Here is a 26,719-nt window from a genome sequence, read left to right as displayed (position 1 = left end):
GAGGAACAAACCGCTCATGATAGCGCACAAACATGCCTGTTCATCCGCTTCTCGAACGGCGGTTCGGTGCGGCAAGACCGCTGTCCGGCATATTAGGAGGCGACTTCCGGGTATAATCTCGGTCTTCCTTTCGCCTCACGTCGTCTGCATGCGAGTGACGTTTCGCGCATCGGCGACACATCGACGCCTACGTCCTTCCAATGGCCCACTTCTCGTGTTTCCCTGGTGCTTCGGCGCTGTCCGATTTCCGTCAAACCCGTCTGCTCGAAACGCTGTCGCGCATCGACGGCAACATCGTCGGCGTGCGCGGGCAATATCTGCACTTCGTCAATGCGCTCACGCCGCTGTCGGCTGAGGACAACGCCCGTATCGAGGCGCTCATGCACTACGGTTCGCCGTTCGAGGCGGACAGCGAGCGCGGGGTGACCGAGACGTTCCTCGTGGTGCCGCGTTTCGGCACCGTATCGCCGTGGGCCAGCAAGGCGACCGACATCGCGCATCATTGCAACCTCACGCATGTGCGCCGCATCGAGCGCGGCATCGAATACACGATCACGCTCAAGAGCGCGCTGTTCGGCGGCAAGAAGGCGCTGTCCGACGAGGCGCGCGAGGCTGTCGTGGCGGCACTGCACGATCGCATGACCGAAAGCGTGGCCCCGTCTCGCGATGCCGCGCTGCATCTGTTCGACGAGCTGCCGGCCAAGCCGCTTGCGACCGTCGACGTGCTGGCCGCAGGCCGCGGCGCGCTCGAGCAGGCGAACACGGAGCTGGGCCTGGCGCTGGCCGACGACGAGATCGACTACCTCGTCGACGCGTTCACGAAGCTCGGCCGCAATCCGAGCGATGTCGAACTCATGATGTTCGCGCAGGCCAACAGCGAACACTGCCGTCACAAGATCTTCAACGCGCAGTGGACGATCGACGGGCAGGCGCAGGACCTCTCGCTGTTCCAGATGATCAAGAACACCGAGAAGCTGAACTCGCAAGGCACGATCGTCGCCTATTCCGACAACTCGGCGATCATGGCGGGCGGGACGGCCGAGCGCTGGTTCCCGCGTCCGGCAGGTGCCTCCGGCGACGGCGCGCTCGATCAGCGCTACGGCCGCCACGAGGAGCTCACGCACACGCTGATGAAGGTCGAGACGCACAACCACCCGACCGCGATCTCGCCGTTCGCCGGCGCCGCGACGGGCGCGGGCGGCGAAATCCGCGACGAAGGCGCGACCGGGCGCGGCGCGCGTCCGAAGGCCGGGCTGACGGGCTTCTCGGTCTCGAACCTCGAACTGCCGGACGCGATCGAGTCGTGGGAAACGGCGCGCGATGCCGCGCAACCGCCGACGCAACGCAATCCGGCCGAGCAGCACGGCGCCTACGGCCGCCCCGACCGCATCGCCTCGCCGCTGCAGATCATGATCGACGGCCCGCTCGGCGGCGCCGCGTTCAACAACGAATTCGGCCGCCCCAATCTGGGCGGCTACTTCCGTGTCTACGAGCAAAACGTCGGCGGGCAGGTGCGCGGCTATCACAAGCCGATCATGATCGCGGGCGGCATCGGCAATATCTCCGATGACCACACGCACAAGCACGATCTGCCGGCCGGCACGCTGCTGATCCAGATCGGCGGCCCCGGCATGCGCATCGGCATGGGCGGCGGCGCCGCGAGCTCGATGGCGACCGGCGCGAACACGGCCGAGCTCGACTTCGATTCGGTCCAGCGCGGCAACCCTGAAATCGAACGGCGCGCGCAGGAAGTCATCAACGCGTGCTGGCAGCTCGGCGACAAGAACCCGATCCTCAGCATCCACGACGTCGGCGCGGGCGGCTTGTCCAACGCGTTCCCCGAGCTCGTCGACGGTGCGGGCAAGGGCGCACGCTTCGAGCTGCGCCAGGTGGCGCTCGAGGAGAGCGGCCTGTCACCGCGCGAAATCTGGTCGAACGAGGCGCAGGAGCGCTACGTGCTCGCGATCGCGCCGGCCGATCTGCCGACGTTCGAGGCGATGTGCGCGCGTGAGCGCTGCCCGCTGGCCGTGGTCGGCGTGGCGACGCAGGAGCGTCAGCTGCAACTGATCGATGCCCAAGGCGAGGGCGTCGAGGCTTACCCCGTCGACATGCCGATGGACGTGCTGCTCGGCAAACCGCCGCGCATGCAGCGCGACGTGACGCGCGTGGCCAGCGAGCGCACGCCGGTGGACGTGACGGGCATCGCGCTGGGCGATGCCGCGGTCGCTGTGCTCAAGCACCCGACCGTCGCGAGCAAGTCGTTCCTGATCACGATCGGTGACCGTTCGGTCGGCGGCACCTCGGTGCGCGACCAGCTGGTCGGCCCGTGGCAGGTGCCCGTGGCCGACTGCGCCATCACGGCCGTCGATTACGCAGGCTTCCGCGGTGAAGCGATGACGATGGCCGAGCGCGCACCGCTGGCCGTCATCGATGCGCCGGCGTCGGGTCGTATGGCGGTCGGCGAGGCCATCACGAACATCGCGGCCGCGCCGATCGCATCGCTCGACAAGCTCAAGCTGTCCGCCAACTGGATGGCCGCCTGCGGCAGCGCCGGCGAAGACGCGGCGCTGTTCGACACCGTGAAGGCGATCGGCATGGAGCTGTGCCCGGCGCTCGGCATCAGCATCCCGGTCGGCAAGGATTCGCTGTCGATGAAGACGAAGTGGGACGAAAGCGGCGTGGCGAAGGAAGTCGTGGCCCCGGTCTCGCTGATCATCTCGGCATTCGCGCCTGTCGAGGATGTGCGTCGTCATCTGACGCCGCAACTGCGTAGCACGGCTGAAGTTGGCGACACGGTGCTGATCGCGATCGACCTGGGGCGCGGCAAACACCGCCTCGGCGGCAGCATTCTCGCGCAGGTCACGCAGCAGGTCGGCGACTCGGTGCCCGACGTCGACGATCCCGAAGACCTCAAGCGCTTCTTCACGGCCATCCAGGCACTGAATGCCGACGGCAAGCTGCTGGCCTACCACGACCGCTCGGACGGCGGCCTGTGGGCGACGGTCTGCGAGATGGCGTTCGCGGGCCATATGGGCGTCTCGCTGAATGTCGACATGCTGGCGCTCGATGCAGCGCACGAATTCGACTACGGCGATGCAAAGGACTGGGCCAAGCAGACGAGCGGCCGCCGCGACGACCTTACGCTGCGCGCGTTGTTTACCGAGGAGCTCGGCGCGGTCGTCCAGGTGCGGGCGGGCGAGCGTGACGCGGTGCTCGGTGCACTGCGCGAGCAGGGTCTCGGCGCGTGCTCGCATGTGATCGGCAAGCCGAACGAGCGTGACGTCGTCGAGATCTACCGCGATGCGAAGAAGATCTACGACGCGCCGCGTGTCGACTTGCAGCGCGCCTGGAGCGAAGTGAGCTGGCGCATCTCGCGCCTGCGCGACAATCCCGCGTGCGCCGATGCCGAACACGATGCGCTGCTCGATGCGAACGACCCTGGCATTACGCCGCATCTGACGTTCGATCCGGCCGAGGATATCGCGGCGCCGTTCGTTGGCAAGGGTGCGCGTCCGCGCGTGGCAGTCCTGCGCGAGCAGGGCGTGAACTCGCATCTCGAGACGGCCTACGCGTTCGACCGCGCCGGCTTCGAAGCGTACGACGTGCACATGAGCGATCTGCTCTCGGGCCGCGCGACGCTGGCCGACTTCGCGGGCGCCGTGGCGTGTGGCGGCTTCTCGTATGGCGACGTGCTCGGCGCTGGCGAGGGCTGGGCCAAGACGATCCGCTTCAATCCGCGTCTTGCGGACATGTTCGCGGCATTCTTCGGCCGTTCGGACACGTTCGCGCTCGGCATCTGTAACGGCTGCCAGATGATCAGCAGCCTTGCGTCGATGATTCCGGGCGCCGAAGCGTGGCCGAAGTTCACGCGCAACAAGTCGGAGAAGTTCGAGGCGCGTTTCTCGCTCGTGCAGGTGGAGGAATCGCCATCGATCTTTTTCGCCGGCATGGCGGGCTCGCGCATTCCGGTGGCGGTTGCGCACGGCGAAGGCTACGCGGACTTCTCGCAGCAGGGCGATGCGGCGCGCGCGACGGTTGCGATGCGCTACGTCGATCACCGCGGCGAGGCCACCGAGCGCTACCCGTTCAACCCGAACGGCTCGCCCGCGGGCATCACGTCGGTCACGACGCCTGACGGCCGCTTTACGGTGCTGATGCCGCACATGGAGCGCGTCCATCGTACGGTGCAGATGAGCTGGCACCCCGAAGGCTGGGGCGAAGCGAGCCCGTGGATGCGCGTGTTCCGCAACGCGCGCCGCTGGCTTGGCTAAACGGGCAGGGGGCAACGTACAATGAAGCCGGCTATCCTGCGATGGATGGCTGGTCTTTGTATTCGCTTAGTCCACTGAGGTGCTGCATGGGAACGGAATACGAACATGACGTGGTCGCTTGGGCTCACGAGCAAGCCGCGCTCTTGCGTGCTGGAAAGTTCTCCGCGCTCGACATCGAGCATATCGCGGAGGAAATCGAGGACGTGGGTAAGAGCGAGCAGCGTGAACTGGCGAACCGTATGGCCGTCCTCCTTTCCCATCTTTTGAAGTGGCAGTTTCAGCCAGAGCGCCAGGGCGCAAGCTGGGAAGCGACCATTCATACGCAGAGGAACAGCATCGAGCGGCGCATTCGGAAAACACCGAGCCTGAAGGCATCGTTATCCGATGCCGATTGGTGGGCCGATGCATGGGATGATGCGGTTGAAGCGGCTTCGAAGGAGACCGGTTCGTCCTACGTGCAATTCCCCGAAACCTGTCCTTGGCCGCCTGAACAGGTACTCGATCAAGGCTTCTTTCCGACTGCCCGATAGCGGTATACCCATCGGACACGTCGTTCGGTAAGCCGCCTCACAAACAACAATGCCGCCCAAGGGCGGCATTGTCATATCTGCGATTCAGAAAAACCGAGTCATTACTCGATCTTCGCCTTCGCGCGCAGGCTTTCCTCGAACGCTTGCAGCTTTTGCTGCTGGATCTGCTGCACGATTTGCTGCTTGACCTGCTCGAGCGGCGGCGGCGTAACCGGACGCGTATCATCGAGGCGGATGATGTGCCAGCCGAACTGCGTCTTGATCGGCGTGTCAGTCATCTGGCCTTTCTGCAGCTTGTTCGCGGCGGCCGCGAACTCAGGCACGTAGGCTTGCGGGTTCGACCAGTCGAGGTCACCACCGTTCTTGCCCGAACCCGGGTCCTTCGAGAACTGCTTGGCCAGGTCCTCGAACTTCGCGCCACCCTTGATCTTGGCGATCAGATCCTTGGCTTGCTGTTCGTTGTCGACGAGGATGTGGTGCAGGTGCAGTTCCTTGCCGGCCGTCTGCTTGACGAGCTCGTCGTAGCGGGCCTTCACTTCGGCATCGCTCGGCGTGTTCTTCTTCACGAAGTCTTCGATGAGCGCATGCAGCACGACGGACTGCTGTGCGACGGCGATTTGCGCCTTCACATCGGCGCGAGCCGGGATGCCTTCACGCGTGGCTTCCTGCATCAGGATCTCGCGATTGATGAGCTCATCGCGCACGTTCTGACGCAGTTGCGGCGTGTCGGCCTGACCTTGCTTCACGATTTGGCTGACGAGCGCGTCGGCGCGCGACTTCGGAATGGCGGTGCCATTGACGACAGCAACGTTCTGCGCGAAAGCCGGGGCGGCTGCGAAAGCGGCAAGCATCACCCAGAGGCGAGTTTTGTTATGGCTCATCGGAAGTTCCTAACGGTCCTATCGAAAAAGATTCGTGGAGGTTCGCCCCCGCGTTTTCCGCTCTCTCGAAAAGCGGGGCGTGCAAAAGACGTCGCTCGACGCGTCGTTCATCGGGCGTCCGGCGACTGGGCAAATTCCTCGGGGGTATAAGCCGTGATCGCCAGCGCGTGAATCCCGCGTTGCATCACGTCGGCCAGCGCATCATACACCAGGCGGTGCCGTGCCACGCGCGCTTTGCCAGCAAAGGCGGCCGAGACGATCAATGCGTGATAGTGGCCACCCGCGGCGGCGCCGGCATGACCGGCGTGAAGGGCACTGTCGTCGCGCACGGCCAGCGAGACGGGCGAGAGTGCCGCGTGCAGCCGTGCTTCGATGAACGCGATGCGCTCGGCGGGAGACGCATTGACGAAGGCGGAGACTGACGAAACATCGCTCATCGCGTTACTCCTCCTTCAGATACTTCGCGAGCCACAGGCTTTGCGCGACGATGAATACGAGCATCGCGCCCGTCGTGCCGAACAGCTTGAAGTTGACCCACTGCGCCTGCGTGAAGTTGCCGACCACGTACAGGTTCGCGAAGCCGAGCACGACGAAGAAGAGCGCCCAGGCGACGTTGAGCTTGTCCCAGACGTTCGTGGGCAGCGTCAATTGCTTGCCCATCATCTTTTCGATGAGGTTCTTGCGCAGTGCGTAGCGCGCCGTCAGCAGGCCGACGGCGAACAGCCAGTAGAGCGCCGTCGGCTTCCACTGGATGAACTTCTGGTCATGCAACACGAGCGTCGCACCGCCGAACACGACGATCACGATTAGGCTGACCCACAGCATCGTGTCGACCTTGCGATGCCGGAACGCGACCCAGGCGACTTGCACGAGCGTGGCGGCAATGGCGACGCCCGTCGCCGTGAAGATGCCCCACAGCTTGAACGCGACGAAAAACAGGATGATCGGGAACAGATCGAACAGAAATTTCATGTGTGGCCGAGAGCGTCGGGTAAGCGTGAGAAGGCGTGGCGCGCTTGCCGCCGGCGTGCGAGGAGCAACCCAAGCGGGCGGCCCGTCGCTTGAGCGACGGGCGATGCCACGTTACTTGGGCTCGAATTGTAGCGCAGCCGAATTGATGCAGTAACGCAGGCCCGTGGGCGCCGGGCCATCTTCGAACACATGGCCCAGATGGGCGCCGCATTGCTTGCAGCGCACTTCGATGCGCAGCATGCCGTGCGAGCGGTCGGTCAGCTCTTCGATGACCTCGCCGTTGATGGGCTTGAAGTAGCTGGGCCAGCCGCAGCCGGCGTCGAACTTCGTCGCCGATTCGAACAGGGGCGTGCCGCAGCACACGCAATCGTAGATGCCGCCTTCCCAGTGATCCCAGTAGCGGCCCGTGAACGGACGCTCGGTCGCCGCATGGCGCGTCACTTCGTATTCGATGTCGGACAACTGGCCGCGCCACGCGTCGTCGGTCTTTTGGACCGGGTACGCATCGTGCGGCGCATCGCTCGGATCGTTGGGATCGTTTGGATCGGTACGACGATTCATTTCGATGTGTCTCCGTCAAGCGGCGCCAGCCTGCCGGCGCCTGGTTGTTCGCGCCCGCACGCAACGCGCATGCGGCGCATGGATTGCCCGGGCGGTTCGCTATATACGTGCGCGCGGCGCCGCCGGATGCCGAGCCGTTACGACGAGCAACTGACTTCGAGCGAGCTGGCCCACTCGGGTGGCAGCGCCGCGTATTGCTCGTACTCGGGCTGTTCGTCGAACGGCCGGCGCAGGACGGCAGCGAGCCGCTCCACCTCCGAAAAATCCTTCTCCTTCGCGCGCAAGATCGCCGTCTCGGCCAGGTGATTACGTAAGACGTATTTGGGGTTCACACGGTTCATCGCCTCGCGGCGGGCCGCATCGTCCCACGCTTCGTTCGCGAGCCGCGCCCGGTATTGGGCGGCCCAGCCGTCGAAGGCGTCGCGGTCGATGAACATGTCGCGGACGGCCGAGTCGCCGCTCGCGTCATGTTTGGACAACAGCGCGAGCCGACGGAACGTCAGCGTGAAGTCGGCGCGGCTCTGATGCATGAGCTCGAGCAGCCGGTCGACGAGCGCGTCATCGCCGGGTTCGGCGTGCGCGAGGCCGAGCTTGTCACGCAGACGGCGCTCGAGCGCGGGCGCAAAGCGCGGTTTGAAGTGTTCGAGCACGCCCTGCGCATCGGCGACCGCGCGTTCGGCACGTACCGCCTCGTCATAGCGCAAGCCGATCAGCGGCAGCAGCGCTTGGGCGAGGCAGAAGCAGTTCCAGTACGCGATCTGCGGCTGCATGCGATAGGCGTAGCGGCCTTGCGTATCGGAGTGATTGCAGATGTGGCTGGCGTCGAACGCGTCGAGAAAGCCGAACGGCCCGTAGTCGATCGTGACACCGAGGATCGACATGTTGTCCGTGTTCATCACGCCATGACAGAAGCCGACCGCCTGCCATTGCGCAACGAGCTCGGCCGTGCGCCCGACGACTTCGTCGAGCAGCGCGAGGTACGGGTCGTCGGCCTCGCGGCAGTGCGCGTAAAAGCGCTCGATCACGTGGTCGGCCAGCGCGCGCAACTCGTCGGTGCGGTCGTTGGCGAAGAAATGCTCGAAGTGGCCGAAGCGGACGAAGCTCGGCGCGACGCGCGTGACGACGGCCGCTGTTTCGATCTCCTCGCGGCGCACGGGCTGGTCCGAACCGACCACGCATAGCGCGCGCGTGGTCGGAATGCCGAGATGGTGCATCGCCTCCGAGCAGAGGAATTCGCGAATCGATGAGCGCAGCACGGCGCGGCCGTCGCCCATGCGCGAGTAGGGCGTGCGGCCGCTGCCTTTCAATTGAAGCTCGTAGCGCTGGCCCGCATGCTCGAGTTCGCCGAGCGACAGCGCGCGGCCGTCGCCGAGCTGGCCGGCCCAGACGCCGAATTGATGTCCTGAATAGACAGACGCGTACGGCAGCGCGTTGCGCGGCCATTCGGGCGTCGTGTTGCCGCAGAAGAATTCGCCGAAGCCCGGCTCGCGGGCGATGGCCGGATCGAGGCCGACCAGTTCGGCGGCGTCGAAGGAGAAGCCAACGAGATAGGGGGCGGGCAGCGGAGCGGCCGGCTGGCGCGTATGGAACGCACAGCCGAGCCGTGCGAACGAGCTTGTGCGTTCGATGCCGAGCGATGCGCCGACGGCGCGCATGGGCTCGGAAAGCTCGGTGATGCTGGGGGAAGACGACATGTCGGAAGCCTCGGGATTTCCCGATATTGTAAGGCGCTGCTCGATGGTGCGTAGTCGGCTCCGTCGGGCATGGGACTTGCCTACAAGGGCCGCCTCTGTTTCCATACGGGACGAGCATGCATGGTTCCCTTGAGCACAGAGACTTCGAACAAAGACTGGAGACTGCCGCTATGAGCAAGCCGTTGCTGGGCCAGATGATGGATATGCCGCTTAACGTGTCGATGCTGCTCACGCACGCCGCACGCTCTGCGGGCGATACGGAAATCGTGTCGCGGCGCATCGAGGGCGACATCCATCGCTACACCTATCGCGACTGCGAGCGGCGAGCCCGGCAACTCGCGCAAGCCCTGATCCGGCGTGGCGTGCAGGCCGGCGAGCGCATCGCCACGCTGGCCTGGAACGGCTACCGGCATCTCGAGGCGTACTACGGCACGACGGGCTTTGGCGCCGTCTGCCACACGATCAATCCGCGTCTGTTTCCCGAGCAGATCACCTACATCATCAATCACGCCGACGATCGCTACGTCCTGTTCGACACGACGTTCGCGCCGCTCGTCGCCGCGCTCGCGCCGCACTGCCCGAACGTGAAGGCCTGGATCGCGCTGGCCGACGATGTGCATATGCCGTCGATCGACGCGCCGCTGCTCGGCTACGAGATGCTGCTCGCGGCCGAGGACGGCGACTTCGAATGGCCGATCCTCGACGAGCGCCTCGCCTCGTACCTGTGCTACACGTCGGGCACGACGGGCAACCCGAAGGGCGCACTCTATTCGCATCGCTCGGTCGTTCTGCATGCCTACGCGGCCGCGATGCCCGACGCGATGGGTTTGTCCGCACGCGACTCGGTACTGCCCGTCGTGCCGATGTTCCATGTCAACGCGTGGGGCATTCCGCATGCCGCGCCGATGGCGGGCGCCAAGCTCGTGTTCCCCGGCAAGGACCTCGACGGCAAATCGCTGTTCGACCTCATGGAGGCCGAACGCGTGACGTACTCGGCCGGCGTACCGACGGTCTGGATGGGGTTGCTCGCGCATGTGCGCTCGATCGGCGCGCGCTTCACTTCGCTCGAGCGCACCGTGATCGGCGGCTCGTGCTGTCCGCCTTCGATGCTGCGCGAGTTCGAGGAGGAGTATGGCGTGCGCACCATTCATGCGTGGGGCATGACGGAAATGTCGCCGCTTGGCACGCTGGCGCGCCTCAATTGGGAGCAGATGCAGCGGCCGCTCGAGGAGCGCCGCCGACTGCTCGATAAGCAGGGCACCGCCGTGTTCGGCGTCGAGATGAAGATCGTCGGCTCCGACGGGCGCGAGTTGCCGCACGACGGCGTCGCGTTCGGCGATTTGTACGTGCGCGGCCCGTGGGTCATCGAGCGTTACTTCGAGGGCACCGACTCGCCGCTCGTCGACGGCTGGTTCCCGACCGGCGATGTCGCGACGATCGACCGCGACGGCTTCCTGCAGATCACCGATCGCAGCAAGGACGTGATCAAGTCGGGCGGCGAATGGATCAGCTCGAGCGACGTCGAGAACGTCGCGGTCGCGCATCCCGATGTCGCCGAAGCGGCCTGCATCGCGTGCCCGCATCCGAAGTGGGGCGAGCGTCCGCTGCTGGTCGTCGTCAGGCGGCCGACGGGCCTGGCGCTGACGCGCGAGGCCTTGCTCGCGTTCTACGAGGGCAAGGTCGGGAAGTGGTGGATTCCCGACGATGTCGTATTCGTCGACGAGCTGCCGCATACAGCCACGGGCAAGCTGCTGAAGGTCAAGCTGCGCGACATGTTCCGCGGGCATGTGCTGTCTAGCGTGCAGGAAGGCGCGACCAACGTGTGATCAGCATCGGCGCAACCGACGCGATCAGGTGCCGGCAGCAAGTCTAGTGAAGCGAGGACGATCGGCGCACGCGTCCGATTAAAAATGCACGATCGTTCTTTTCTGTGTATGCTTGCCCGCAAACCAGCGGCATTGACCGCACCTACCGATCCGCAGGCCATCCCGCCGCCTGCGACAGACATGGAGGCCCCCCGATGGCAGTGGACTACACGATCCGCGACGGCGTCGCCGTCGTCACGCTGGATAATCCTCCCGTCAACAGTCTTGGCTTCGAGACGCGCCGCGGCCTCGCCGATGCGCTTGATCAAGCTACGCGCGATGCGGCGGTCGTCGCGATCGTGCTGACAGGCGCCGGCGGTTTGTTCTCGGGCGGAGCCGACATCACCGAATTCGGCACGCGCGAAGCGATGCGCGAGCCGACGCTCTGGAGCCTCATCGATCTGCTCGAGCGCAGTGCCAAGCCTGTGGTGGTCGCGCTCGACGGGCTCACGATGGGCGGTGGACTCGAACTTTCGCTGGGCGCGCATTATCGTGTGGCCTCGCGTGGCACTCGCGTCGGACTGCCGGAGGTCAAGCTGGGGTTGCTGCCGGGCGCCGGTGGTACGCAGCGGCTTCCGCGCGCGGCCGGCCTCGAGACGGCGCTGAACATGATCGTGACGGGCGCGACGATGACGGCCGGCGAGCTCGCCGAATCGGGCCTCTTTGCGCGCGTGGTCGATGCTGACCCGCTGACGGCTGCGATTGCGTTCGCGCGCGAAGCGGCCGAGCGGGGCGCGAGCCAGGGCCAGTCCCATCCGCTTGTCCGCGACCGTCCGATCGAGCATGACAATGCCGCGGGCTTCCTGCAGTTCGCGCGCAACCAGGTGGCCGCAACGGCCAAACATCTGCCTGCGCCGGGCAAGTGCATCGACGCGATCGAGTACGGCGTGCTGCACGGTGTCGACGCCGGGCTGGCCCACGAACGCGAAGGCTTCTTCGCGCTCATGCAGACGCCCGAAAGCGGCGCGTTGCGCCATGCGTTTTTTGCCGAGCGCGCAGCGAACAAGATCGCCGACGTCCCGCCTGAGACGCCCGTGCGCGAGATTCGCCGCGTGGCCGTGATCGGTGCGGGCACGATGGGCGGCGGCATCGCGATGAGCTTCGTCAACGCGGGATTGCCGGTGACGCTGGTCGAGACGAGTGGCGAAGCGCTCGAGCGCGGTCTCGCTACGATTGCCCGCAACTACGATGCGAGCGTCAAGAAAGGCAAGCTGACCGAAGCGGCGCGCGACCAGCGCATGGCCTTGATCGCGCCGACGCTGACGTACGACGCGATCGCCGAGGCCGATCTCGTGATCGAAGCCGTGTTCGAAGAACTCGGTGTGAAGGAGCAGGTGTTCAGCCGTATCGATGCGATCGCCAAGCCTGGCGCGATCCTGGCTTCGAACACGTCGACACTCGATCTGAATCGCATCGCCGCCTTCACGTCGCGGCCTGCCGACGTGGTCGGGCTGCATTTCTTCAGTCCCGCGAACGTCATGAAGCTGCTCGAAGTGGTGCGCGGCGAGAAAACGGCCAAGGACGTGCTGGCCACCGTCATGCGCATGGCGAGGAAGATCGGCAAGACGGCCGTCGTCTCGGGCGTGTGCGACGGCTTCATCGGCAACCGCATGATCGAGCAATACTTTCGCCAATCGCTATTCATGCTCGAGGAAGGGGCGCTGCCCGCGCAGATCGACCGCGCGATCGAGCGCTTCGGCTTTGCGATGGGGCCGTTCAGGATGAGCGATCTGGCCGGCAACGACATCAGTTGGGCGATCCGCAAACGCCGCTATAGCGAGGCGCCGCAGCTTCATTACCCGCGCGTGGCCGACCGGTTGTGCGAGGCCGGCCGCTTCGGCCAGAAGACGGGCGCCGGCTGGTACGACTATCGCCCCGGCGAGCGCGCGGCGCTGAGCTCGCCGTTCGTCGAGGCCATGATCGTCGACTATTCGAAGAGCCTCGGCAGCGCGCGTCGTGCGATCGGCGACGAGGAAATCGTCGAGCGGCTCGTCTATGCGTTGGTCAACGAAGGCGCCAAGATCCTGGCCGAAGGCATCGCGGCGAAGGCCTCGGACATCGACGTCGTCTATCTGGACGGCTATGGTTTTCCGGCATGGCGCGGCGGCCCGATGTACTACGCTGATACGGTAGGTCTCTATCACGTCGAACGCGCGATTGCGCGCTATGCGGAGCAGGTGAACGGCGATGCATGGGAACCCGCGCCGCTGATCGCGCAACTGGCCAGGAGCGGCGCACGCTTGACGGGGTAGAGGTTCATCCAACCCAGTGAGGGAGGTGATACCGTGAAACCATCGAACGACGTGTTGCTTGTCATCGACGTACAGAACGACTTCATGCCTGGCGGTGCGCTGGCCGTGCCGCGCGGCGACGAGGTATTGCCGGTCGTGAACCGGCTCGCCGAGGGCTTCTCGCATGTCGTGCTCACGCAGGATTGGCATCCGCGCGATCACGTGTCGTTTGCGGCCAATCATGCGGGGGCCTCGCCATTCGGGACGATTACGCTGCCGTACGGCGAGCAGGTGCTGTGGCCTGTGCACTGCGTGCAGGATACGCGCGGCGCGGCGTTGCACTCGGATCTCGTCGCGCCGCACGCGCGGCTCGTGATTCGCAAGGGTTACCGGCGCGAGATCGACAGCTATTCGGCATTCGTCGAAGCCGATCGCGTCGCGCGCACCGGGCTGGCGGGCTACCTGCGCGAGCAGGGCGTGCAACGCGTCTGGTGCTGCGGTCTGGCGACCGACTATTGCGTGGCCTGGAGTGCGCTCGATGCGCAGGCAGCCGGGTTCGAAGCGGCCGTCATCGAGGACGCGAGTCGCGCGATCGATCTGAACGGCTCGCTTGAGCGGGCTTGGCAGGCGTTGTCGAAGGCAGGGGTGCGGCGGGCGTCGTCCCGGGACGTGCTCGCTTGATGTTGGCCATGCCCGGCAAGTGGGCGGTGGCGGCCAACGTGCCGGGCGATTCGGATTCTCTTTCTCTTCGACTCGACGAAGGAGCGATGAATGACCGATGCCGTAATCGTATCGACGGCGCGCACCGCGATCGGCAAGGCTTGGCGCGGTGCGCTGAACATGACGCATGGCGCGACGCTGGGTGGCCATGTCGTCGCGCAAGCGCTGGCGCGCGCCGGCATCGATCCCGCGCGCGTCGACGACGTCGTGATGGGCTGCGCGCTGCCCGAGGGCGCAACCGGTAGCAACATCGCGCGGCAGGTCGCGCTGCGTGCGGGCCTGCCGACACAGGTGCCCGGCATGACGGTCAACCGCTTCTGCTCGTCGGGCCTGCAGGCCATCGCACTGGCGGCGCAGCGCGTGATGACGGGCGAGGGCGAGGTTTTCGTCGCCGGCGGCCTCGAGTCGATCTCGTGTGTGCAGAACGAAATGAACCAGCACATGAGCGAGGAAGGCTGGCTGCTCGCGCGCACGCCCGCGCTGTATTGGCCCATGCTGCGTACGGCAGAGACGATGACGGGGCGCTACGGCATCGCGCGTGAGCGTCAGGACGAGTATGGCGTGGCATCGCAGCAGCGTGCGAGCGCGGCGCAGGCGGCCGGTCGTTTCGACGATGAGATCGTGCCGATCACGGTGCTTGCCGGTGTCGTCGACTCGACGACGGGGCGGATCGAGAGCAGACGGGTCACGCTTGCGGCCGACGAAGGCGTGCGGCCCGAGACGACGCTCGAAGGCATCGCCAAGATCCGCCCCGCGCTGCCTGGCGGTGCGATCGCGGCCGGCAATGCGAGCCAGCTTTCCGACGGCGCATCGGCCTGCGTCGTCATGAGCGCGACGCGTGCCGAGCGCGAAGGCGTGCAGCCGCTCGGCCTGTTCCGCGGCTTCGCCGTGGCAGGCTGTGAACCCGACGAAATGGGTCTCGGCCCCGTGCGCGCCGTGCCGAAGCTACTGCGCGCACAGGGCCTGCGTATCGACGACATCGACCTGTGGGAGCTCAATGAAGCGTTCGCCGTGCAGGTCATCTACTGCCGCGACCAGCTCGGCATTCCCGATGAACGGCTCAATGTGAACGGCGGGGCCATTGCGCTTGGCCATCCGTATGGCATGTCGGGGGCGCGGCTGACCGGGCATGCCTTGATCGAGGGCAAGTGGCGTGGGGCGAAGTTCGTCGTCGTGACGATGTGCGTAGGCGGCGGGCAGGGCGCCGCCGGCCTCTTCGAGGTGGTTTGACGTCGGCTGTGGGGGCCGGCGATGCGAGTATCATCCCTCGCTACCGCTCAATTCAGGCGACGAAGACGAAGGAGTCCAGATTGATTCGACACATCGTAATGTGGAAACTGAAGGAAACGGCAGAAGGCGCCACGCGCGCCGAGAATGCGCTGAAGCTGAAGGAGAAGCTGGAGGGCTGCCGCAACATCATGCCCGGCATCCTGCACCTTGAAGTCGGCATTGCCGGTGCGGGTCTGGTGTCGACCTACGACGCCGTGCTCGTCTCCGATTTCGCCGACAAAGCTACGCTCGACGCCTATCAGGTCCACCCGCAGCACGAAGCGGTCAAGCAGTTCATCGGTGCGGTCAGCGAGACGCGCCAGTGCGTCGACTACGAAGTCTGACGAGCACGTGATGTCCGATAGCACTACACCTCAGCCGCCCGAGCAGGATCTGATGCTCGAAAGCCCGTTCGTCGATCACCTGGGGGTACGGCTCGTGGCGGCGGCCGACGGCTCGAGCGAACTCGCGCTGACGCTGACCGAGCCGCACCTGAACACGTGGCAGGTCGCGCACGGCGGCGTCACGATGACGTTGGCCGACGTCGCGCTGGCCACCGCCGCGCGCAGTCTGGCCGACGAAGGCGTCGGCGTCGTCACCGTCGAAATGAAAGTGAACTTCATGCAGCCCGGACGCGGCGAGTTGCGCGCGTTCGGCCGTGTGCTGCACCGCTCGACCACGATGGCCTATTGCGAAGGCGAGGTGCGCGACAGCGCGGGCCACTTTGTCGCCAAGGCACTCGGCACGTTCAAGTACATGCGGCGGCTTGCCGTCGGGCGAGACGTTCATGAGCAACGCAAGCGTCGTGCGCCGGGTGCCAAGCCCGGCCCCAGTGACGGCTGATGCGCAAGCACGCGCCGTCCAGAACCTGAGAGGAAATCGTGATGACGCGGAACAACCGCCGGATCTTGCTCGCCTCGCGCCCGGAAGGCGCGATCTGCGCAGAGAACTTCAAGCTCGTGAGCACACCGCTCGAGCCGCTCGTCGACGGGCAGTTTCTCGTGCGCAATCACTACTTGTCCGTCGATCCGTACATGCGCGGACGCATGGGCAAGGAGAAGTCGTACGCGGCGCCCGTCGCGCTGAACGAGGTGATGGTCGGTGCGACGGTCGGTGAAGTCGTCGCGTCGCTGCATCCGCAGTTTGCGGTCGGCGACAAGGTCACGGGTCTCTTCGGCTGGCAGGAGTACGGTACGTCCGACGGCGTGGGCGTGCGCAAAGTCGACGACAAGCTGGTGCCGTTGCAGGCGTATCTGGGCGTCCTCGGCATGCCCGGCGTCACGGCCTGGTACGGCCTGAACAAGATCGTCGCGCCTCAGGCGGGACAGACGATCGTCGTCAGCGCGGCGAGCGGGGCCGTGGGCAGTGTCGTCGGCCAACTGGCGAAGCTGGCCGGTTGTCGGGCCGTCGGCATCGCGGGCGGCGCCGAGAAGTGTCGTTACGTCGTCGAGACGCTGGGTTTCGACGCATGCGTCGACTACAAGGCCGGCCGTCTCTACGAGGACTTGAAGGACGCGACGCCCGAAGGTGTCGACGGCTGTTTCGAGAACGTCGGCGGGGCCGTGCTCGACGCGACCCTTGCACGCATGAATCCGTTCGGCCGGATCGCAATCTGCGGCATGATCGCAGGCTACGACAACCAGCCTGTGCCGCTCAAGCATCCGCAGATCATTCTGTCGATGCGGCTGCTCGTGCAGGGCTTCATCATTTCCGAGCACCCCGAGGCGTGGCCGCCAGCGCTCAAGGAACTCGGCGGGCTCGTCGCGCAAGGCGAACTGCACTATCGCGAAAGCGTCGTCGAGGGGCTCGAACGCGCGCCCGAAGCGCTGATGGGGCTGCTCAAAGGCGCGAACTTCGGCAAGCAGCTCGTGAAGCTCGTTTGACCGGTTGCCGCCATCGGGCGGCGCACGCTACGCATCATGCACCCGCGGCCGGTACGGCACGGGCACCGAATCGATCGAGGAAGAAACACATGGAGCAGTTCGCAGGCAAGGTCGCCGTCATCACGGGCGCGGCGAGCGGTTTTGGCCGCGCGTTCGCCGACAAGGGCGCCGCGCTCGGCATGAAACTCGTGCTGGCCGATATCGATGCGGCCGCGTTGGCAGCCGTCGTCGAGACGTTGGTTGCGGCCGGCGCGGACGCGATCGGCGTACCGACCGACGTGTCCGACGCGGCATCCGTCGAAGCGCTTGCCCAACGTGCGCTCGAGACCTACGGCAAGGTGCATCTGTTGTTCAACAACGCAGGCGTCGGTGCAAGCGGTTTTCTGTGGGAGATGAGCGCGCACGACTGGGAGTGGGTGTTCGGCGTCAACGTGATGGGCGTCGCACATGGCGTGCGCGTGTTCACGCCGATCATGCTGCGTCAGAACGAGCCCGCGCACATCGTCAACACGGCCTCGGTGGCGGGCCTGCTGTCGCCGCCGGGGATGGGCATCTACAACGCGTCGAAGCACGCTGTCGTCTCATTGACCGAGACGCTGCACCACGATCTGCGCAACGCCGGCGCACCGATCGGTTGTTCGCTGCTGTGCCCCGCCTTCGTGCCGACGGGCATCGCCGAGGCCGAGCGCGCCCGGCCCGCACGCTGGCGCAATGACGCGGCGCCGACCGCTTCGCAACTGCTCGCGGGCAAGGCGCTGCGCAAGGCCGTGCGTTCGGGCCGCTTGAACGCGGCCGACATCGCCGATGCGACGTTCGAGGCCGTGCGCGAAGGGCGCTTTTACGTCGTCACGCATCCGGCCATCATGCCGAGCGTACGCTTGCGCCACGAGGACATCGAGCAGCTGCGCGCGCCCAGCGATCCGTCGGCCGAGCCGCCATTGCCGACGGCTTCACACAGTGAGGTGCGCGAGGCATGACCGCGCGCATCCGACTCGACGAGGACCCGGCGATGAGCGACGTGATCGTGCAAGCGGGAGATTGGGCGACGCTCGGCGCCGATGCGGCCAGTGTGCGCCATGCGGTATTCGTGCGCGAGCAGCACGTGACGGCACTGCTCGAATGGGACGACGCCGACCTCGATGCGCTGCATGTCGTCGCCTATCGTCAAGAGGGGGCGCAGCGCCGGGCCGTGGCGAGCGCGCGTCTGCTGCCTGGCGGCACCATTGGAAGGTTGGCAGTGCTGACTGATTCTCGGCGCGGCGGGGTGGGCTCGCGCATGTTGCAAACACTGCTCACCTACGCGCAGCAGCGCGGGGAGCGTAGCGTAAGGCTGTACGCGCGCTGCGACGTCGTGCCGTTCTATCTGCGGCACGGCTTCACGACCGTCGGCGAGATCTTCGTCGAAGCCGGCATCGAACACATCGAGATGCGGCGTGTGCTCGTGAACACGCCCTGAACACTCAACAGCGATCGAAACGCAATATGCGGCTTCTTTGCGTTGCCAGCAGCACGGAGCGGAAGTCGTCGCTGAAGCAAAGGCAAACACGCTGCTGACGTGGCCCCTCGGTGCGCTCGAAAATGGCGCGCCTTGCGTCGAGAGGGGTGAGCGCATGGCATGCGATGGTGGGACCCGAGCCGAGCGTAATCCAAGCCGCTTTATCCTGGACGTCGATAGTAAAGAGTGCATTTTGCGTGGGATGTCGCCACGTTCCGGCCCATGCCGCGACAGGTGATGCATCTGCCGCAACGGAACGGAAGTGTCTGAACCGATGTCCCACTTCGCCGACGATCTCGTTACCACTGAGTCGCAGCGTCATCGGTGCATAGAAAGCGCGACTATCGAATCCCCCATCCTCGGTAGGATGCAGATTGGTCGTCGTACCGAGGAAGGTGGCCGTGCCCGCCTTGAGTTCGAGCCAGTCTGGGCCTTCAGCGGCCACGAAGCGTCCGTCGGGAAGCGCGACCGGCGAGCGATTCACGTTGTCCGCGGTATTGCCCAACAGACTGGAGAGCACCGCTTCCACGTGAGCGGCCGGATTCGCGTCTTCCCGATTGGCGACACCGAGAACACCTACCTTCAAGCTCGGGACGAGCAGGAATGCGGTGCGATAACCGGGCAAGCCGCCGACGAACCCGACGCAGTGCTGCGCACTATTCGTACTGTGAGCGAGCCCGAATCCCACTCCGGTTGCTCGCCCATTCGAAAGCGTGCCCATCGAAGACAGACGATCGAGCAGGCCCTCCGCCGGCCCGCGGTTGGCGAGTAACGCTTGCAGCCAGGCGACACATTGCTCGGTGCTCACACAGAGTCCATCGGCGCCGGAGTACGGCATGCCGGAAATGCCGTGACGCCAGCCGTGTGAACCGTGCCAGTAACCGGGCGCGAGACCGGGGACAACGTCGGCGTAGTCATCCGGCAGCGCCATGCTCACACCCAACGGCTCGAACAAGTGCTCGCGTAGCCCGACTCCCAACGCAATGCCTTGAGCTTCCATGGCGGCCTCTACGAGCCGATAACCTGCATTCGAGTAGGAAAACTCGCTGCCAGAGGGGAAGTTGAGGCCGTCTAGGGAAGCCAGAAAATCGAGGACTTGCCGACGATCCAGCAAGGCGGTTCGTGGAACGCCGAGCATCCACGCCGTGTCGATCATGTCCGCGAGCCCACCGGTCATATCCAGCGCGCCTCGCACGGTGACATGGCCGGGAATGCCGTGCAGTTGCGGAAGGTAAGCGTTGAGCGGCGCGTCGAGGCGCAGATGGCCGGCGTCTACCAGTTTCATCGCGAGACTGGCGACCACGTGTTTCGTCACGGACGCAAGACGAATCACGGTCTTTTCGGAAAACGGAACCCCGAACTCGATATTGGCGCCACCGCCGAAGGTGCTTATCTGAACCGTCTTGTCGTCAAAGACGAGGATGCCGCCACCGGGAGATTCAACCGAGTCCCATTGGGCGGTACAGGCTGTTGCCGTTGCGCCCGCTGCCTTCCAATCCATCGCCATCGTAGCCCTTTAAATGGAATCTGATGCCGCACGCCGCAGCACTAAAATCGACGTGCTATGCGCGGCTACCGCTTGAAGGATCTTATCTGCGAGCTGAACGTTGTGCTTCCGGGTGAGCTTGGGCGGACAGCAAACGGCTAACGCGTCAGCGCGGCAGCAGGCTCGGCATCGAACGTGTAGGCGCGCTCATGATGGCCAGGCCGTGCGAGACGATGTGAGCCATCATCGTCGCTGCGCTCGACGATCTCGATGCCCAGCCGCGCGTCCCGCACACTCACGCGCAGCGCCGTCGTGCCGCGCGTGCCGTACTGGGACGTCTCGATGAACGCGGCCGACAGTGCGCGTTCGCGCTCGAGCGGGATGCCCGTGGTGGGCAGCGCATCGTCGGGGGCGATCTCCGTATCGCGCATCAGCTCGACGAGCGTCGAGAGCGCGGGCGCGGCGTCGCCAGCTACGAGCGAGGCCAATTGCGCGCGTTTGCGGACGAGTTTGGGCCACGGCGTGTCGAGCACTGCGTTCGAGATGCCGTGGGTACCCGGTGCAAGCAGGGTGGGGGCGGTGCCCGCGCGATTGCAGTACCACGCGAGCTCGCGGCGCGCGAAGTCGCCGACGATCAGGTTGAAGCCGTTGTAGATCGCGCCGCGCTCGGCCACACGCTGGAGGTAGTCGAGCGGCGAGCAGGCGCGCTCCCTGATGAAATCGGCGACGAGCGTGCCGCGCGTGGGCGCGTCGGCGCGCATCTCGTGCGGCGCGCGATAGTTCGTGAGCGCGGCAAAGCGCGCGTCACGTGCGATGCCGAGCCAAGTGCCGCCGCCGACCAGATCGCGCCCGGCCAGCACGTTCGGCGTATCGGACCACCACGCCAGCGGCGCGCTCGCGCGGCTGAAATATTCGTCGCGATTGGCGGCCAGCGTGAACAGCGGGCCGTTTTCCGCTTCAGGCCGCCAGTCGAAAACGATCAGACACATGCTGAGTCGCGCCTCAGACTTCGCTCGGCAGCGCGTAAGGCAGCGGCAGGAACGCGAGTGCCGGGCCGTCGGCCGCACCCAGGTGCACGCTGCCTTCCTCGAGTGCCACCAGCTTGATCTCGACCAGCACGTCGATGCCGCCTTGTGGCGCCGCAGCCGCATTGACGACCATGCCGCACGGCTGGCCCGGATCGGCCGAATGAAAGAGCTCCACACCGGCCCGCACGGCGGTTGGGTGGTCGGCGACGTTCGCGAGCGCCATGCGCCGCTTGATCGTGCCGCGGTACTGGCTGCGCGCAACGATTTCCTGTCCCGGGTAGCAGCCCTTGCGGAAATTGACGCCGCCTATCACGTCGAAGTTGACCATCTGCGGCACGAACTGCTCGACCACGGCTTGCGTGATGCGCGGCTCGCCGGCGCGGATGTCGAGCCAGTCCCACACGGCCGGAGATACGCGGGTGAGCCGCTGCTCGAGCTCGGTCAGGCGCGCTTCGACGAGTTCCTTGGGCCCGATCCAAAGATAGCGTGCACGGCCGGCCGCGTCGGGCACGCGAATCAGCGAACCGGCTGGGCCGCCGACCTGTACGTGCACGCCGTCAGGCAGCGCATCGAAGATGGTCGAGAGCGCCGTGCGCACGTCGCCGGCAAAGCCCACCACGGCCAGCGAGCCGCTGACGTCGGCGAGTTTGGCCTTGGCGCGCAGCACGAACATCGAGAGCCGCTTTTGCACGGCGGGCACGAGCTCCTGCGCGACGAGCAGACGAATGGCGTCGCCAAAGCACCACACGAGCATCGAGGCGAGCAGACGGCCTTTGGGCGAGCAATAGCCGGCCAGCCGTGCGCTCGCCGCGTCGAGGTGCTGGATGTCGTTCGTGAGCTGGCTGTGCAGGAACGATGCCGCATCCATGCCGACGGCTTCGATGACGCCGAGTTGCGTGAGCGGCGCGAAGGCGCCGCGCGTCAGTACGGCGTCGAATTCGCCGGCGGCAGGGCGCGGCAAGGCAGATAGCACGGAGTCGTTCGTGGGAGCGGAAACGTTCGGAGCGTTCATGAAATCGGGGTCGAGGGTGGAGCGTCGGTCTGGCTGCGATTATACGGTCGGCGTTGTTTTTCAGCGCGCGGCCGTTGGCGGGAGGGCGGCGATATGTCGAAGTTAGCGGCGTGTTCACGCCACTGGCCGACGAGTCCTACTTTGTGCTCGCGACAATCCGTGATGGCGTCGTGGTTTGCCAAAGGGCGCCGATATCGAGCCTGACACTGCTGCCAAGCGCGACGATGAGCGGACTGCGGGTCATCTCGGCTTCTGGTCTAACACTTCAACCGAAGTTTGTAGGGGCGAGGGCGTTGGGTCGCATCGACGTCCCGCGGCCTCAAATCCAGTCCGTGGTGCCCTTGCGGTCGGTACGGCAGCGGGCCGCAAACCGCCAGCCTGTTCCAGGGCTGGCGTTACTTATCCCCACCGATCAGGGTTGGCGTTTGCCGCGGCCACCAGCGCGTTTGCCAGCCGGCTTACGTGGACCCGCAGCTGACTTGCTGGCGGGTTTGCTGCGTGGCTTTTGCACGCTGAATGGGTTACCGCTGGACAAACTTGTGCCTTTACCCGCGGCCACAGCGCGCTGCGCCGCAGGCTTGCGTTTGTTTTCGCCACTTTGCGGGCGCGGTTTTTTACTGAGCACCTGCATAGCGCCCGGCGCAGCTTGCGGCACTTTCGGCTTCTTAGGCTTTTTCGGTTTCTTGATGATCTGGCCCGTCGCGCTGGTTTGCGGCACGCGGTGTTCGGCTTCAAAACCCGGCTCCTCTTCACGGGGCAGCGTTTGCCGGATCAGCGCCTCGATCGCGGCCAGTTGCGGCGCTTCATCGGCACACACAAGGGACACCGCCACGCCGCTGGCGCCCGCGCGGCCGGTACGGCCAATACGGTGCACATAGTCTTGCGCCACGATCGGCAGATCAACGTTGATCACCAGTGGCAGGTCGTCGATATCCAGCCCGCGCGCAGCCACGTCGGTGGCTACCAGCATATGTACTTCGCGCGTCTTGAAGCGCTCCAGCGCACGCAGGCGCGCGGGTTGCGGTTTCTCGCCGTGGATGGTGTCGACCGCATAGCCCGCTTCATCGAGCATGGCCGCCAGGTAATCCACGCCATTGCGGGTTTTGACGAACACCAGTGCGTGCTCCCAGTTGTTCTCGGCCACAAGGTGCATGAAGAGGTCAGGCTTGTTCTTTTTATCCACCGGTACCACCCACTGCTTGATCTTGCCGGCCGTGGCATTGGGCGGGCTGACGCTGATATTGACCGGGCCGCGCAGAATGCCCGCCGCCATGGCGCGGATATCATCGGTAAACGTGGCGGAGAACAGCAGGGTCTGGCGCTGAGCGGGCAAGGCAGCAAAGACGGCGTCGAGTTCGCGCGCAAAGCCCAGATCCAGCATGCGATCGGCTTCATCCAGCACCAGCGTTTGTACTTGATCAAACTGCACTGCGTTCTGGCGATTGAGATCCAGCAAACGGCCCGGCGTGGCAACGAGCACATCCACGCCTTTGCGCAACTTCATCATCTGCGGGTTGATACTCACACCGCCGTAGGCGGCCAGAAATCGTAAGTCGAGACCTTTGCCGTAATTGATGAAGCTCTGCAGCACTTGTTCGGCCAGTTCACGCGTGGGCACCAGCACCAGAACGCGCGCGCGGTTGCTGGACACCGCCGGGCCGTGTTGCACCAGCCGTTGCAACAGCGGCAGCGCAAAACCCGCCGTTTTGCCAGTGCCGGTCTGTGCCGCAGCCATGACGTCCTTGCCACTGAGCACAGCAGGAATCGCCTTGGCCTGCACCGGCGTAGGTGTCTGGTAATTGAGGTCCTGCACATTACGCAGCAAGGGATCGATCAGGCCAAGCAAGGCAAAAGACATTGGCGTATTCCGGGCTAAAGCCGCAATTCTAGCGGTCACCGCCTGAGTGCGCCGCACAGATCAACGGCCAAGAGGATCGACGTTGATCGCCCCACACGCGGGCGTGTCGCCGATCTGCCCCCCTACGTTCGGCAACGGCCCGCCCGACAAGGCTTCCAGGCGTGTCATTCGCGCCGATAGGCCAGTCGGGCGAGCGCCGGAGGCCAGCCGGAAACGGGTATGATATAGGGTCCATTCGAGCCTGATTCCGCATGTCTTTGTTGAAGAAATGCCTCGCCCTCGGGGTAGTGGTCCTCGTTTTGCTTGCCGCTGCCGGGGCCGCCGGAGGCTACTATTGGGCCACGAGCCCGGTTTCGCTGTCGGCGCCGGTCGTCGACGTCACGATCCAGCCCCGCAGCAGCGTACGCAGCGTCACGGTGCAGCTGAACCGCGGCGGCGTGCCCGTCGCGCCCGAGCCATTCGTGCTGATGACGCGCGTCCTGCGCCTGCAAAGCAAGCTCAAATCGGGCAACTACGAGTTCAAGGCCGGCGTGACGCCCTATGAGGTGTTGCAAAAGCTTGCGCTCGGCGATGTCAACGAGGACGTCGTGACGATCATCGAAGGCTGGACCTTCCGACGCATGCGCGGCGAGCTCGACGCCAATCCCGCGCTCAAGCACGACACGGCCGGCATGAGCGACACCGCGCTGCTCGCGGCGATCGGCGCGTCGGAAGCGGCGGCGGCCAATGCGGGCAACGCCGAGGGGCTGTTCTTCCCGGATACCTATCTGTTCGACAAGGGCGAGAGCGATCTCGACGTCTACCGCCGCGCTTATCGGCTGATGCAGCGCCAACTGGCCCAGGCGTGGGCCGCACGGGTGCCGGGGCTGCCATACCGTACGCCGTATGAGGCGTTGACGATGGCCTCGCTGATCGAAAAGGAAACGGGCCGGGCCGGCGATCGCCCGTTCGTGGCCGCCGTGTTTGCGAACCGCCTGCGCATCGGCATGCCGCTGCAGACCGATCCGACCGTCATCTATGGCATGGGCGACGCTTATGCGGGGCACTTGCGCAAGCGCGACTTGCAGACCGACACGCCGTACAACACGTATACGCGTCGTGGCCTGCCGCCCACGCCGATCGCGCTGCCCGGGGCGCCATCGCTCGAGGCAGCCATGAACCCCGCACAGACAGCGGCGCTCTATTTCGTCTCACGCGGCGACGGCAGCAGCATCTTTTCCGACACGCTCGACGACCACAACAAGGCTGTCGACAAATACATTCGAGGACAACAATAAAATGGCGCGGGGCAAATTCATTACGTTCGAGGGAATCGACGGGGCCGGCAAGACGACTCACCTGGCCTGGTTCCGCGAACGCCTGGAAGAGAAGCTCTCCGCGACGGGCCGCGCCGTCGTCGTCACGCGCGAGCCCGGCGGCACGCCGCTTGGCGAGGCGCTGCGCGAGCTGCTGCTGCATCAGCGCATGGATCTCGAAACCGAAGCGCTGCTGATGTTCGCCGCGCGGCGCGAGCACCTCGCGCAGGTCATCGAGCCCGCGCTCGCGCGGGGCGATTGGGTGCTGAGCGACCGTTTCACCGATGCCACCTTCGCCTATCAGGGCGGTGGGCGTGGTTTGCCGCGCGACAAGCTCGAAACGCTCGAGCGCTGGGTGCAGGGCGGCTTCGAGCCCGACCTCACGGTGCTGTTCGACGTCGCGCCCGAGACGGCGAGTGAGCGCCGCGGCGCCGTGCGCGCACCGGACAAGTTCGAAAGCGAGACCGAGGGCTTTTTCGCGCGCACGCGTGCCGAGTATCTGCGCCGTGCCGAGGAGGCGCCATACCGCTTCGCGATCATCGATGCGACAAAAAGCATCGAGCGCATCCGCGAAACGCTGAACGACGTGATTGCAGCACTCTGACGAGGCTCAACGACGATGATCTATCCGTGGCAACTGGAGGATTGGGACCGCTTGCAGCGGCTGCGCCCGCAGTGGCCGCACGCGTTGCTGCTGTACGGCCAGGCCGGCATCGGCAAGCTGCGCTTCGCGCAGCATCTGGCGCAGGGGTTGTTGTGCGAGTCGCCGGCAGCGAACGGCGAGCCGTGCGGTGCATGCGCGGCCTGCAATTGGTTCTCGCAGGGCAATCACCCTGACTACCGTGCGTTGCTGCCGGAGGCGTTGGCCGGCGAGGTGGGGCAGGCCGGCGCGACGGACGACAAGGAAAAGGCCGACAAGGCCGACGGCGAAGAGTCGAAGAAAACGCGCACGCCGAGCAAGGAGATCAAGATCGAGCAAGTGCGCGCGCTGCTCGATTTTTGCGGCGTTGGCGCGCACCGCGGCGGCGCGCGCGTCGTGCTCGTCTATCCGGCCGAAGCGCTCAATGCGGCGTCGGCCAACGCGTTGCTGAAGACGCTCGAGGAGCCGCCCGCAGGCGTCGTGTTCCTGCTCGTGTCGGCGCGTGTCGACCGGCTGTTGCCGACGATCGTGAGCCGCTGCCGTCAATGGCCGATGCCCACGCCGTCGCCCGACGGGGCGCGCACGTGGCTGGCCGAGCAAGGCGTGGGCGATGCGGCGGGCCTGTTGGCCGAAGCCGGCGGCGCACCGCTCGCCGCACTTGCGCTGGCCGCCGACGAGAACCGGCCACTGCGCGATTTCCTGCTCAAGCAGCTTGCAGCAGGCGCCGATTGCGACGCGTTCGCGTGCGGCGAAGCGCTGCAGAAGCTGCCTGTGCCGGTCGTATTGGGCTGGCTCCAGCGGTGGCTCTACGATCTGCTCGCCGAGCGCACTGCACAGCGGCCGCGCTATTTCCCGGCAGCTGCGCGCGAGCTCGTCCGCTGTGCCGAGCACATCGATGCGAACGCGTTCGCGCGCTACATGCAGACGGTCACCCGCGAGCGCGCCGTCGAAAACCATCCGTTGAACGCCCGGCTCGTGTTCGAGGCATTGTTCATCGGCTATCGCGACCTGTTCGTGTAAGGAGTGCT

Annotated in this window: 23 protein-coding genes; 14 read left to right on the top strand and 9 right to left on the bottom strand. The window is 65.6% G+C overall.

The features are described from left to right. Positions 1–200 precede the first annotated feature (200 nt). Positions 201–4,271, top strand: a complete 4,071-nt coding sequence (purL, locus tag D7S89_RS03595) for a phosphoribosylformylglycinamidine synthase (RefSeq protein WP_121275634.1) — start codon at positions 201–203, stop codon at positions 4,269–4,271. A gap of 86 nt (positions 4,272–4,357) precedes the next feature. Continuing rightward, positions 4,358–4,801, top strand: coding sequence for a DUF29 domain-containing protein (locus D7S89_RS03590; protein WP_121275632.1), 444 nt, complete (start codon positions 4,358–4,360; stop codon positions 4,799–4,801). Between the two features lie 101 nt (positions 4,802–4,902). Here the strand turns inward: D7S89_RS03590 and D7S89_RS03585 are convergent, their stop codons facing one another. The 5 genes from D7S89_RS03585 to D7S89_RS03565 form a co-directional block, all read right to left on the bottom strand. Next, positions 4,903–5,682: a peptidylprolyl isomerase gene (locus tag D7S89_RS03585; protein ID WP_121275630.1), complete on the bottom strand. Its 780-nt coding sequence runs from the start codon at positions 5,680–5,682 to the stop codon at positions 4,903–4,905. Positions 5,683–5,789: 107 nt separating this feature from the next. Further along, positions 5,790–6,119 (bottom strand): BolA family protein, encoded by a 330-nt coding sequence (locus tag D7S89_RS03580; RefSeq protein ID WP_121275628.1) that lies wholly within the window; start codon positions 6,117–6,119, stop codon positions 5,790–5,792. 4 nt (positions 6,120–6,123) lie between these two features. Then, positions 6,124–6,654 carry a septation protein A gene (locus tag D7S89_RS03575; RefSeq protein WP_121275627.1) on the bottom strand — a complete coding sequence of 177 codons (531 nt, stop codon included), beginning with the start codon at positions 6,652–6,654 and terminating at the stop codon, positions 6,124–6,126. A 111-nt stretch (positions 6,655–6,765) separates the two neighbouring features. Beyond that, positions 6,766–7,215: a peptide-methionine (R)-S-oxide reductase MsrB gene (gene msrB, locus D7S89_RS03570; protein WP_121275625.1), complete on the bottom strand. Its 450-nt coding sequence runs from the start codon at positions 7,213–7,215 to the stop codon at positions 6,766–6,768. A gap of 137 nt (positions 7,216–7,352) precedes the next feature. Next, positions 7,353–8,909, bottom strand: coding sequence for a protein adenylyltransferase SelO (locus D7S89_RS03565; RefSeq protein WP_121275623.1), 1,557 nt, complete (start codon positions 8,907–8,909; stop codon positions 7,353–7,355). A 170-nt stretch (positions 8,910–9,079) separates the two neighbouring features. Between D7S89_RS03565 and D7S89_RS03560 the strand changes: the two genes are divergently transcribed. From D7S89_RS03560 to D7S89_RS03520, 9 genes are all read left to right on the top strand, one after another. Further along, positions 9,080–10,735 (top strand): 3-(methylthio)propionyl-CoA ligase, encoded by a 1,656-nt coding sequence (locus D7S89_RS03560; protein WP_121275621.1) that lies wholly within the window; start codon positions 9,080–9,082, stop codon positions 10,733–10,735. Positions 10,736–10,929: 194 nt separating this feature from the next. After that, positions 10,930–13,026: a 3-hydroxyacyl-CoA dehydrogenase NAD-binding domain-containing protein gene (locus D7S89_RS03555; RefSeq protein WP_121275619.1), complete on the top strand. Its 2,097-nt coding sequence runs from the start codon at positions 10,930–10,932 to the stop codon at positions 13,024–13,026. A gap of 33 nt (positions 13,027–13,059) precedes the next feature. After that, positions 13,060–13,686: a bifunctional nicotinamidase/pyrazinamidase gene (pncA, locus tag D7S89_RS03550; RefSeq protein ID WP_121275617.1), complete on the top strand. Its 627-nt coding sequence runs from the start codon at positions 13,060–13,062 to the stop codon at positions 13,684–13,686. Positions 13,687–13,776: 90 nt separating this feature from the next. Further along, on the top strand, positions 13,777–14,955 hold the full coding sequence (locus D7S89_RS03545; RefSeq protein ID WP_121275615.1) for an acetyl-CoA C-acyltransferase: 1,179 nt from the start codon (positions 13,777–13,779) through the stop codon (positions 14,953–14,955). Between the two features lie 80 nt (positions 14,956–15,035). Beyond that, complete coding sequence (locus D7S89_RS03540; RefSeq protein ID WP_121276065.1) at positions 15,036–15,338, top strand: Dabb family protein; 303 nt, start codon at positions 15,036–15,038, stop codon at positions 15,336–15,338. 10 nt (positions 15,339–15,348) lie between these two features. Then, positions 15,349–15,837 carry a PaaI family thioesterase gene (locus tag D7S89_RS03535; RefSeq protein WP_121275613.1) on the top strand — a complete coding sequence of 163 codons (489 nt, stop codon included), beginning with the start codon at positions 15,349–15,351 and terminating at the stop codon, positions 15,835–15,837. A gap of 41 nt (positions 15,838–15,878) precedes the next feature. Next, positions 15,879–16,877 (top strand): NADP-dependent oxidoreductase, encoded by a 999-nt coding sequence (locus D7S89_RS03530; RefSeq protein ID WP_121275611.1) that lies wholly within the window; start codon positions 15,879–15,881, stop codon positions 16,875–16,877. Between the two features lie 89 nt (positions 16,878–16,966). Next, positions 16,967–17,854 carry an SDR family oxidoreductase gene (locus tag D7S89_RS03525; protein ID WP_121275609.1) on the top strand — a complete coding sequence of 296 codons (888 nt, stop codon included), beginning with the start codon at positions 16,967–16,969 and terminating at the stop codon, positions 17,852–17,854. A gap of 32 nt (positions 17,855–17,886) precedes the next feature. Continuing rightward, positions 17,887–18,333, top strand: a complete 447-nt coding sequence (locus D7S89_RS03520; protein ID WP_121276064.1) for a GNAT family N-acetyltransferase — start codon at positions 17,887–17,889, stop codon at positions 18,331–18,333. 4 nt (positions 18,334–18,337) lie between these two features. Here the strand turns inward: D7S89_RS03520 and D7S89_RS03515 are convergent, their stop codons facing one another. The 4 genes from D7S89_RS03515 to D7S89_RS03500 form a co-directional block, all read right to left on the bottom strand. Then, a complete protein-coding gene (locus D7S89_RS03515; RefSeq protein WP_220702117.1) occupies positions 18,338–19,873 on the bottom strand; it encodes a serine hydrolase domain-containing protein in 1,536 nt (511 codons plus the stop codon). Between the two features lie 143 nt (positions 19,874–20,016). After that, on the bottom strand, positions 20,017–20,847 hold the full coding sequence (locus tag D7S89_RS03510; protein WP_121275606.1) for an NRDE family protein: 831 nt from the start codon (positions 20,845–20,847) through the stop codon (positions 20,017–20,019). Between the two features lie 13 nt (positions 20,848–20,860). Then, positions 20,861–21,898, bottom strand: coding sequence for a CAF17-like 4Fe-4S cluster assembly/insertion protein YgfZ (gene ygfZ, locus D7S89_RS03505; protein ID WP_121275604.1), 1,038 nt, complete (start codon positions 21,896–21,898; stop codon positions 20,861–20,863). A 412-nt stretch (positions 21,899–22,310) separates the two neighbouring features. Beyond that, complete coding sequence (locus D7S89_RS03500) at positions 22,311–23,756, bottom strand: DEAD/DEAH box helicase (protein WP_121275602.1); 1,446 nt, start codon at positions 23,754–23,756, stop codon at positions 22,311–22,313. Positions 23,757–24,007: 251 nt separating this feature from the next. On the opposite strand from D7S89_RS03500, the gene mltG reads away from it, so the two are divergent. The 3 genes from mltG to D7S89_RS03485 are packed head-to-tail and all read left to right on the top strand — an operon-like array spanning position 24,008 to position 26,711. Continuing rightward, complete coding sequence (gene mltG, locus D7S89_RS03495; protein WP_121275600.1) at positions 24,008–25,033, top strand: endolytic transglycosylase MltG; 1,026 nt, start codon at positions 24,008–24,010, stop codon at positions 25,031–25,033. A 1-nt stretch (position 25,034) separates the two neighbouring features. Then, complete coding sequence (tmk, locus tag D7S89_RS03490) at positions 25,035–25,655, top strand: dTMP kinase (RefSeq protein WP_121275598.1); 621 nt, start codon at positions 25,035–25,037, stop codon at positions 25,653–25,655. A 15-nt stretch (positions 25,656–25,670) separates the two neighbouring features. Continuing rightward, positions 25,671–26,711 carry a DNA polymerase III subunit delta' gene (locus tag D7S89_RS03485; protein ID WP_121275597.1) on the top strand — a complete coding sequence of 347 codons (1,041 nt, stop codon included), beginning with the start codon at positions 25,671–25,673 and terminating at the stop codon, positions 26,709–26,711. Positions 26,712–26,719: the final 8 nt, after the last annotated feature.

Source organism: Trinickia fusca (assembly GCF_003628145.1).
Lineage (GTDB): Bacteria > Pseudomonadota > Gammaproteobacteria > Burkholderiales > Burkholderiaceae > Trinickia > Trinickia fusca.
Note: the sequence above shows the minus strand (reverse complement) of the source record. Positions and strands in the feature narration are given on the sequence as shown.

Excerpts from the sequence above, each read along its gene's own strand:
- purL (WP_121275634.1), top strand. The coding sequence starts at position 201 with ATGGCCCACTTCTCGTGTTTCCCTGGTGCTTCGGCGCTGTCCGATTTC.
- D7S89_RS03590 (WP_121275632.1), top strand. The coding sequence starts at position 4,358 with ATGGGAACGGAATACGAACATGACGTGGTCGCTTGGGCTCACGAGCAA.
- D7S89_RS03585 (WP_121275630.1), bottom strand. The coding sequence starts at position 5,682 with ATGAGCCATAACAAAACTCGCCTCTGGGTGATGCTTGCCGCTTTCGCA.
- D7S89_RS03580 (WP_121275628.1), bottom strand. The coding sequence starts at position 6,119 with ATGAGCGATGTTTCGTCAGTCTCCGCCTTCGTCAATGCGTCTCCCGCC.
- D7S89_RS03575 (WP_121275627.1), bottom strand. The coding sequence starts at position 6,654 with ATGAAATTTCTGTTCGATCTGTTCCCGATCATCCTGTTTTTCGTCGCG.
- msrB (WP_121275625.1), bottom strand. The coding sequence starts at position 7,215 with ATGAATCGTCGTACCGATCCAAACGATCCCAACGATCCGAGCGATGCG.
- D7S89_RS03565 (WP_121275623.1), bottom strand. The coding sequence starts at position 8,909 with ATGTCGTCTTCCCCCAGCATCACCGAGCTTTCCGAGCCCATGCGCGCC.
- D7S89_RS03560 (WP_121275621.1), top strand. The coding sequence starts at position 9,080 with ATGAGCAAGCCGTTGCTGGGCCAGATGATGGATATGCCGCTTAACGTG.
- D7S89_RS03555 (WP_121275619.1), top strand. The coding sequence starts at position 10,930 with ATGGCAGTGGACTACACGATCCGCGACGGCGTCGCCGTCGTCACGCTG.
- D7S89_RS03545 (WP_121275615.1), top strand. The coding sequence starts at position 13,777 with ATGACCGATGCCGTAATCGTATCGACGGCGCGCACCGCGATCGGCAAG.
- D7S89_RS03535 (WP_121275613.1), top strand. The coding sequence starts at position 15,349 with ATGTCCGATAGCACTACACCTCAGCCGCCCGAGCAGGATCTGATGCTC.
- D7S89_RS03530 (WP_121275611.1), top strand. The coding sequence starts at position 15,879 with ATGACGCGGAACAACCGCCGGATCTTGCTCGCCTCGCGCCCGGAAGGC.
- D7S89_RS03525 (WP_121275609.1), top strand. The coding sequence starts at position 16,967 with ATGGAGCAGTTCGCAGGCAAGGTCGCCGTCATCACGGGCGCGGCGAGC.
- D7S89_RS03520 (WP_121276064.1), top strand. The coding sequence starts at position 17,887 with ATGAGCGACGTGATCGTGCAAGCGGGAGATTGGGCGACGCTCGGCGCC.
- D7S89_RS03515 (WP_220702117.1), bottom strand. The coding sequence starts at position 19,873 with ATGGATTGGAAGGCAGCGGGCGCAACGGCAACAGCCTGTACCGCCCAA.
- D7S89_RS03510 (WP_121275606.1), bottom strand. The coding sequence starts at position 20,847 with ATGTGTCTGATCGTTTTCGACTGGCGGCCTGAAGCGGAAAACGGCCCG.
- ygfZ (WP_121275604.1), bottom strand. The coding sequence starts at position 21,898 with ATGAACGCTCCGAACGTTTCCGCTCCCACGAACGACTCCGTGCTATCT.
- D7S89_RS03500 (WP_121275602.1), bottom strand. The coding sequence starts at position 23,756 with ATGTCTTTTGCCTTGCTTGGCCTGATCGATCCCTTGCTGCGTAATGTG.
- mltG (WP_121275600.1), top strand. The coding sequence starts at position 24,008 with ATGTCTTTGTTGAAGAAATGCCTCGCCCTCGGGGTAGTGGTCCTCGTT.
- tmk (WP_121275598.1), top strand. The coding sequence starts at position 25,035 with ATGGCGCGGGGCAAATTCATTACGTTCGAGGGAATCGACGGGGCCGGC.
- D7S89_RS03485 (WP_121275597.1), top strand. The coding sequence starts at position 25,671 with ATGATCTATCCGTGGCAACTGGAGGATTGGGACCGCTTGCAGCGGCTG.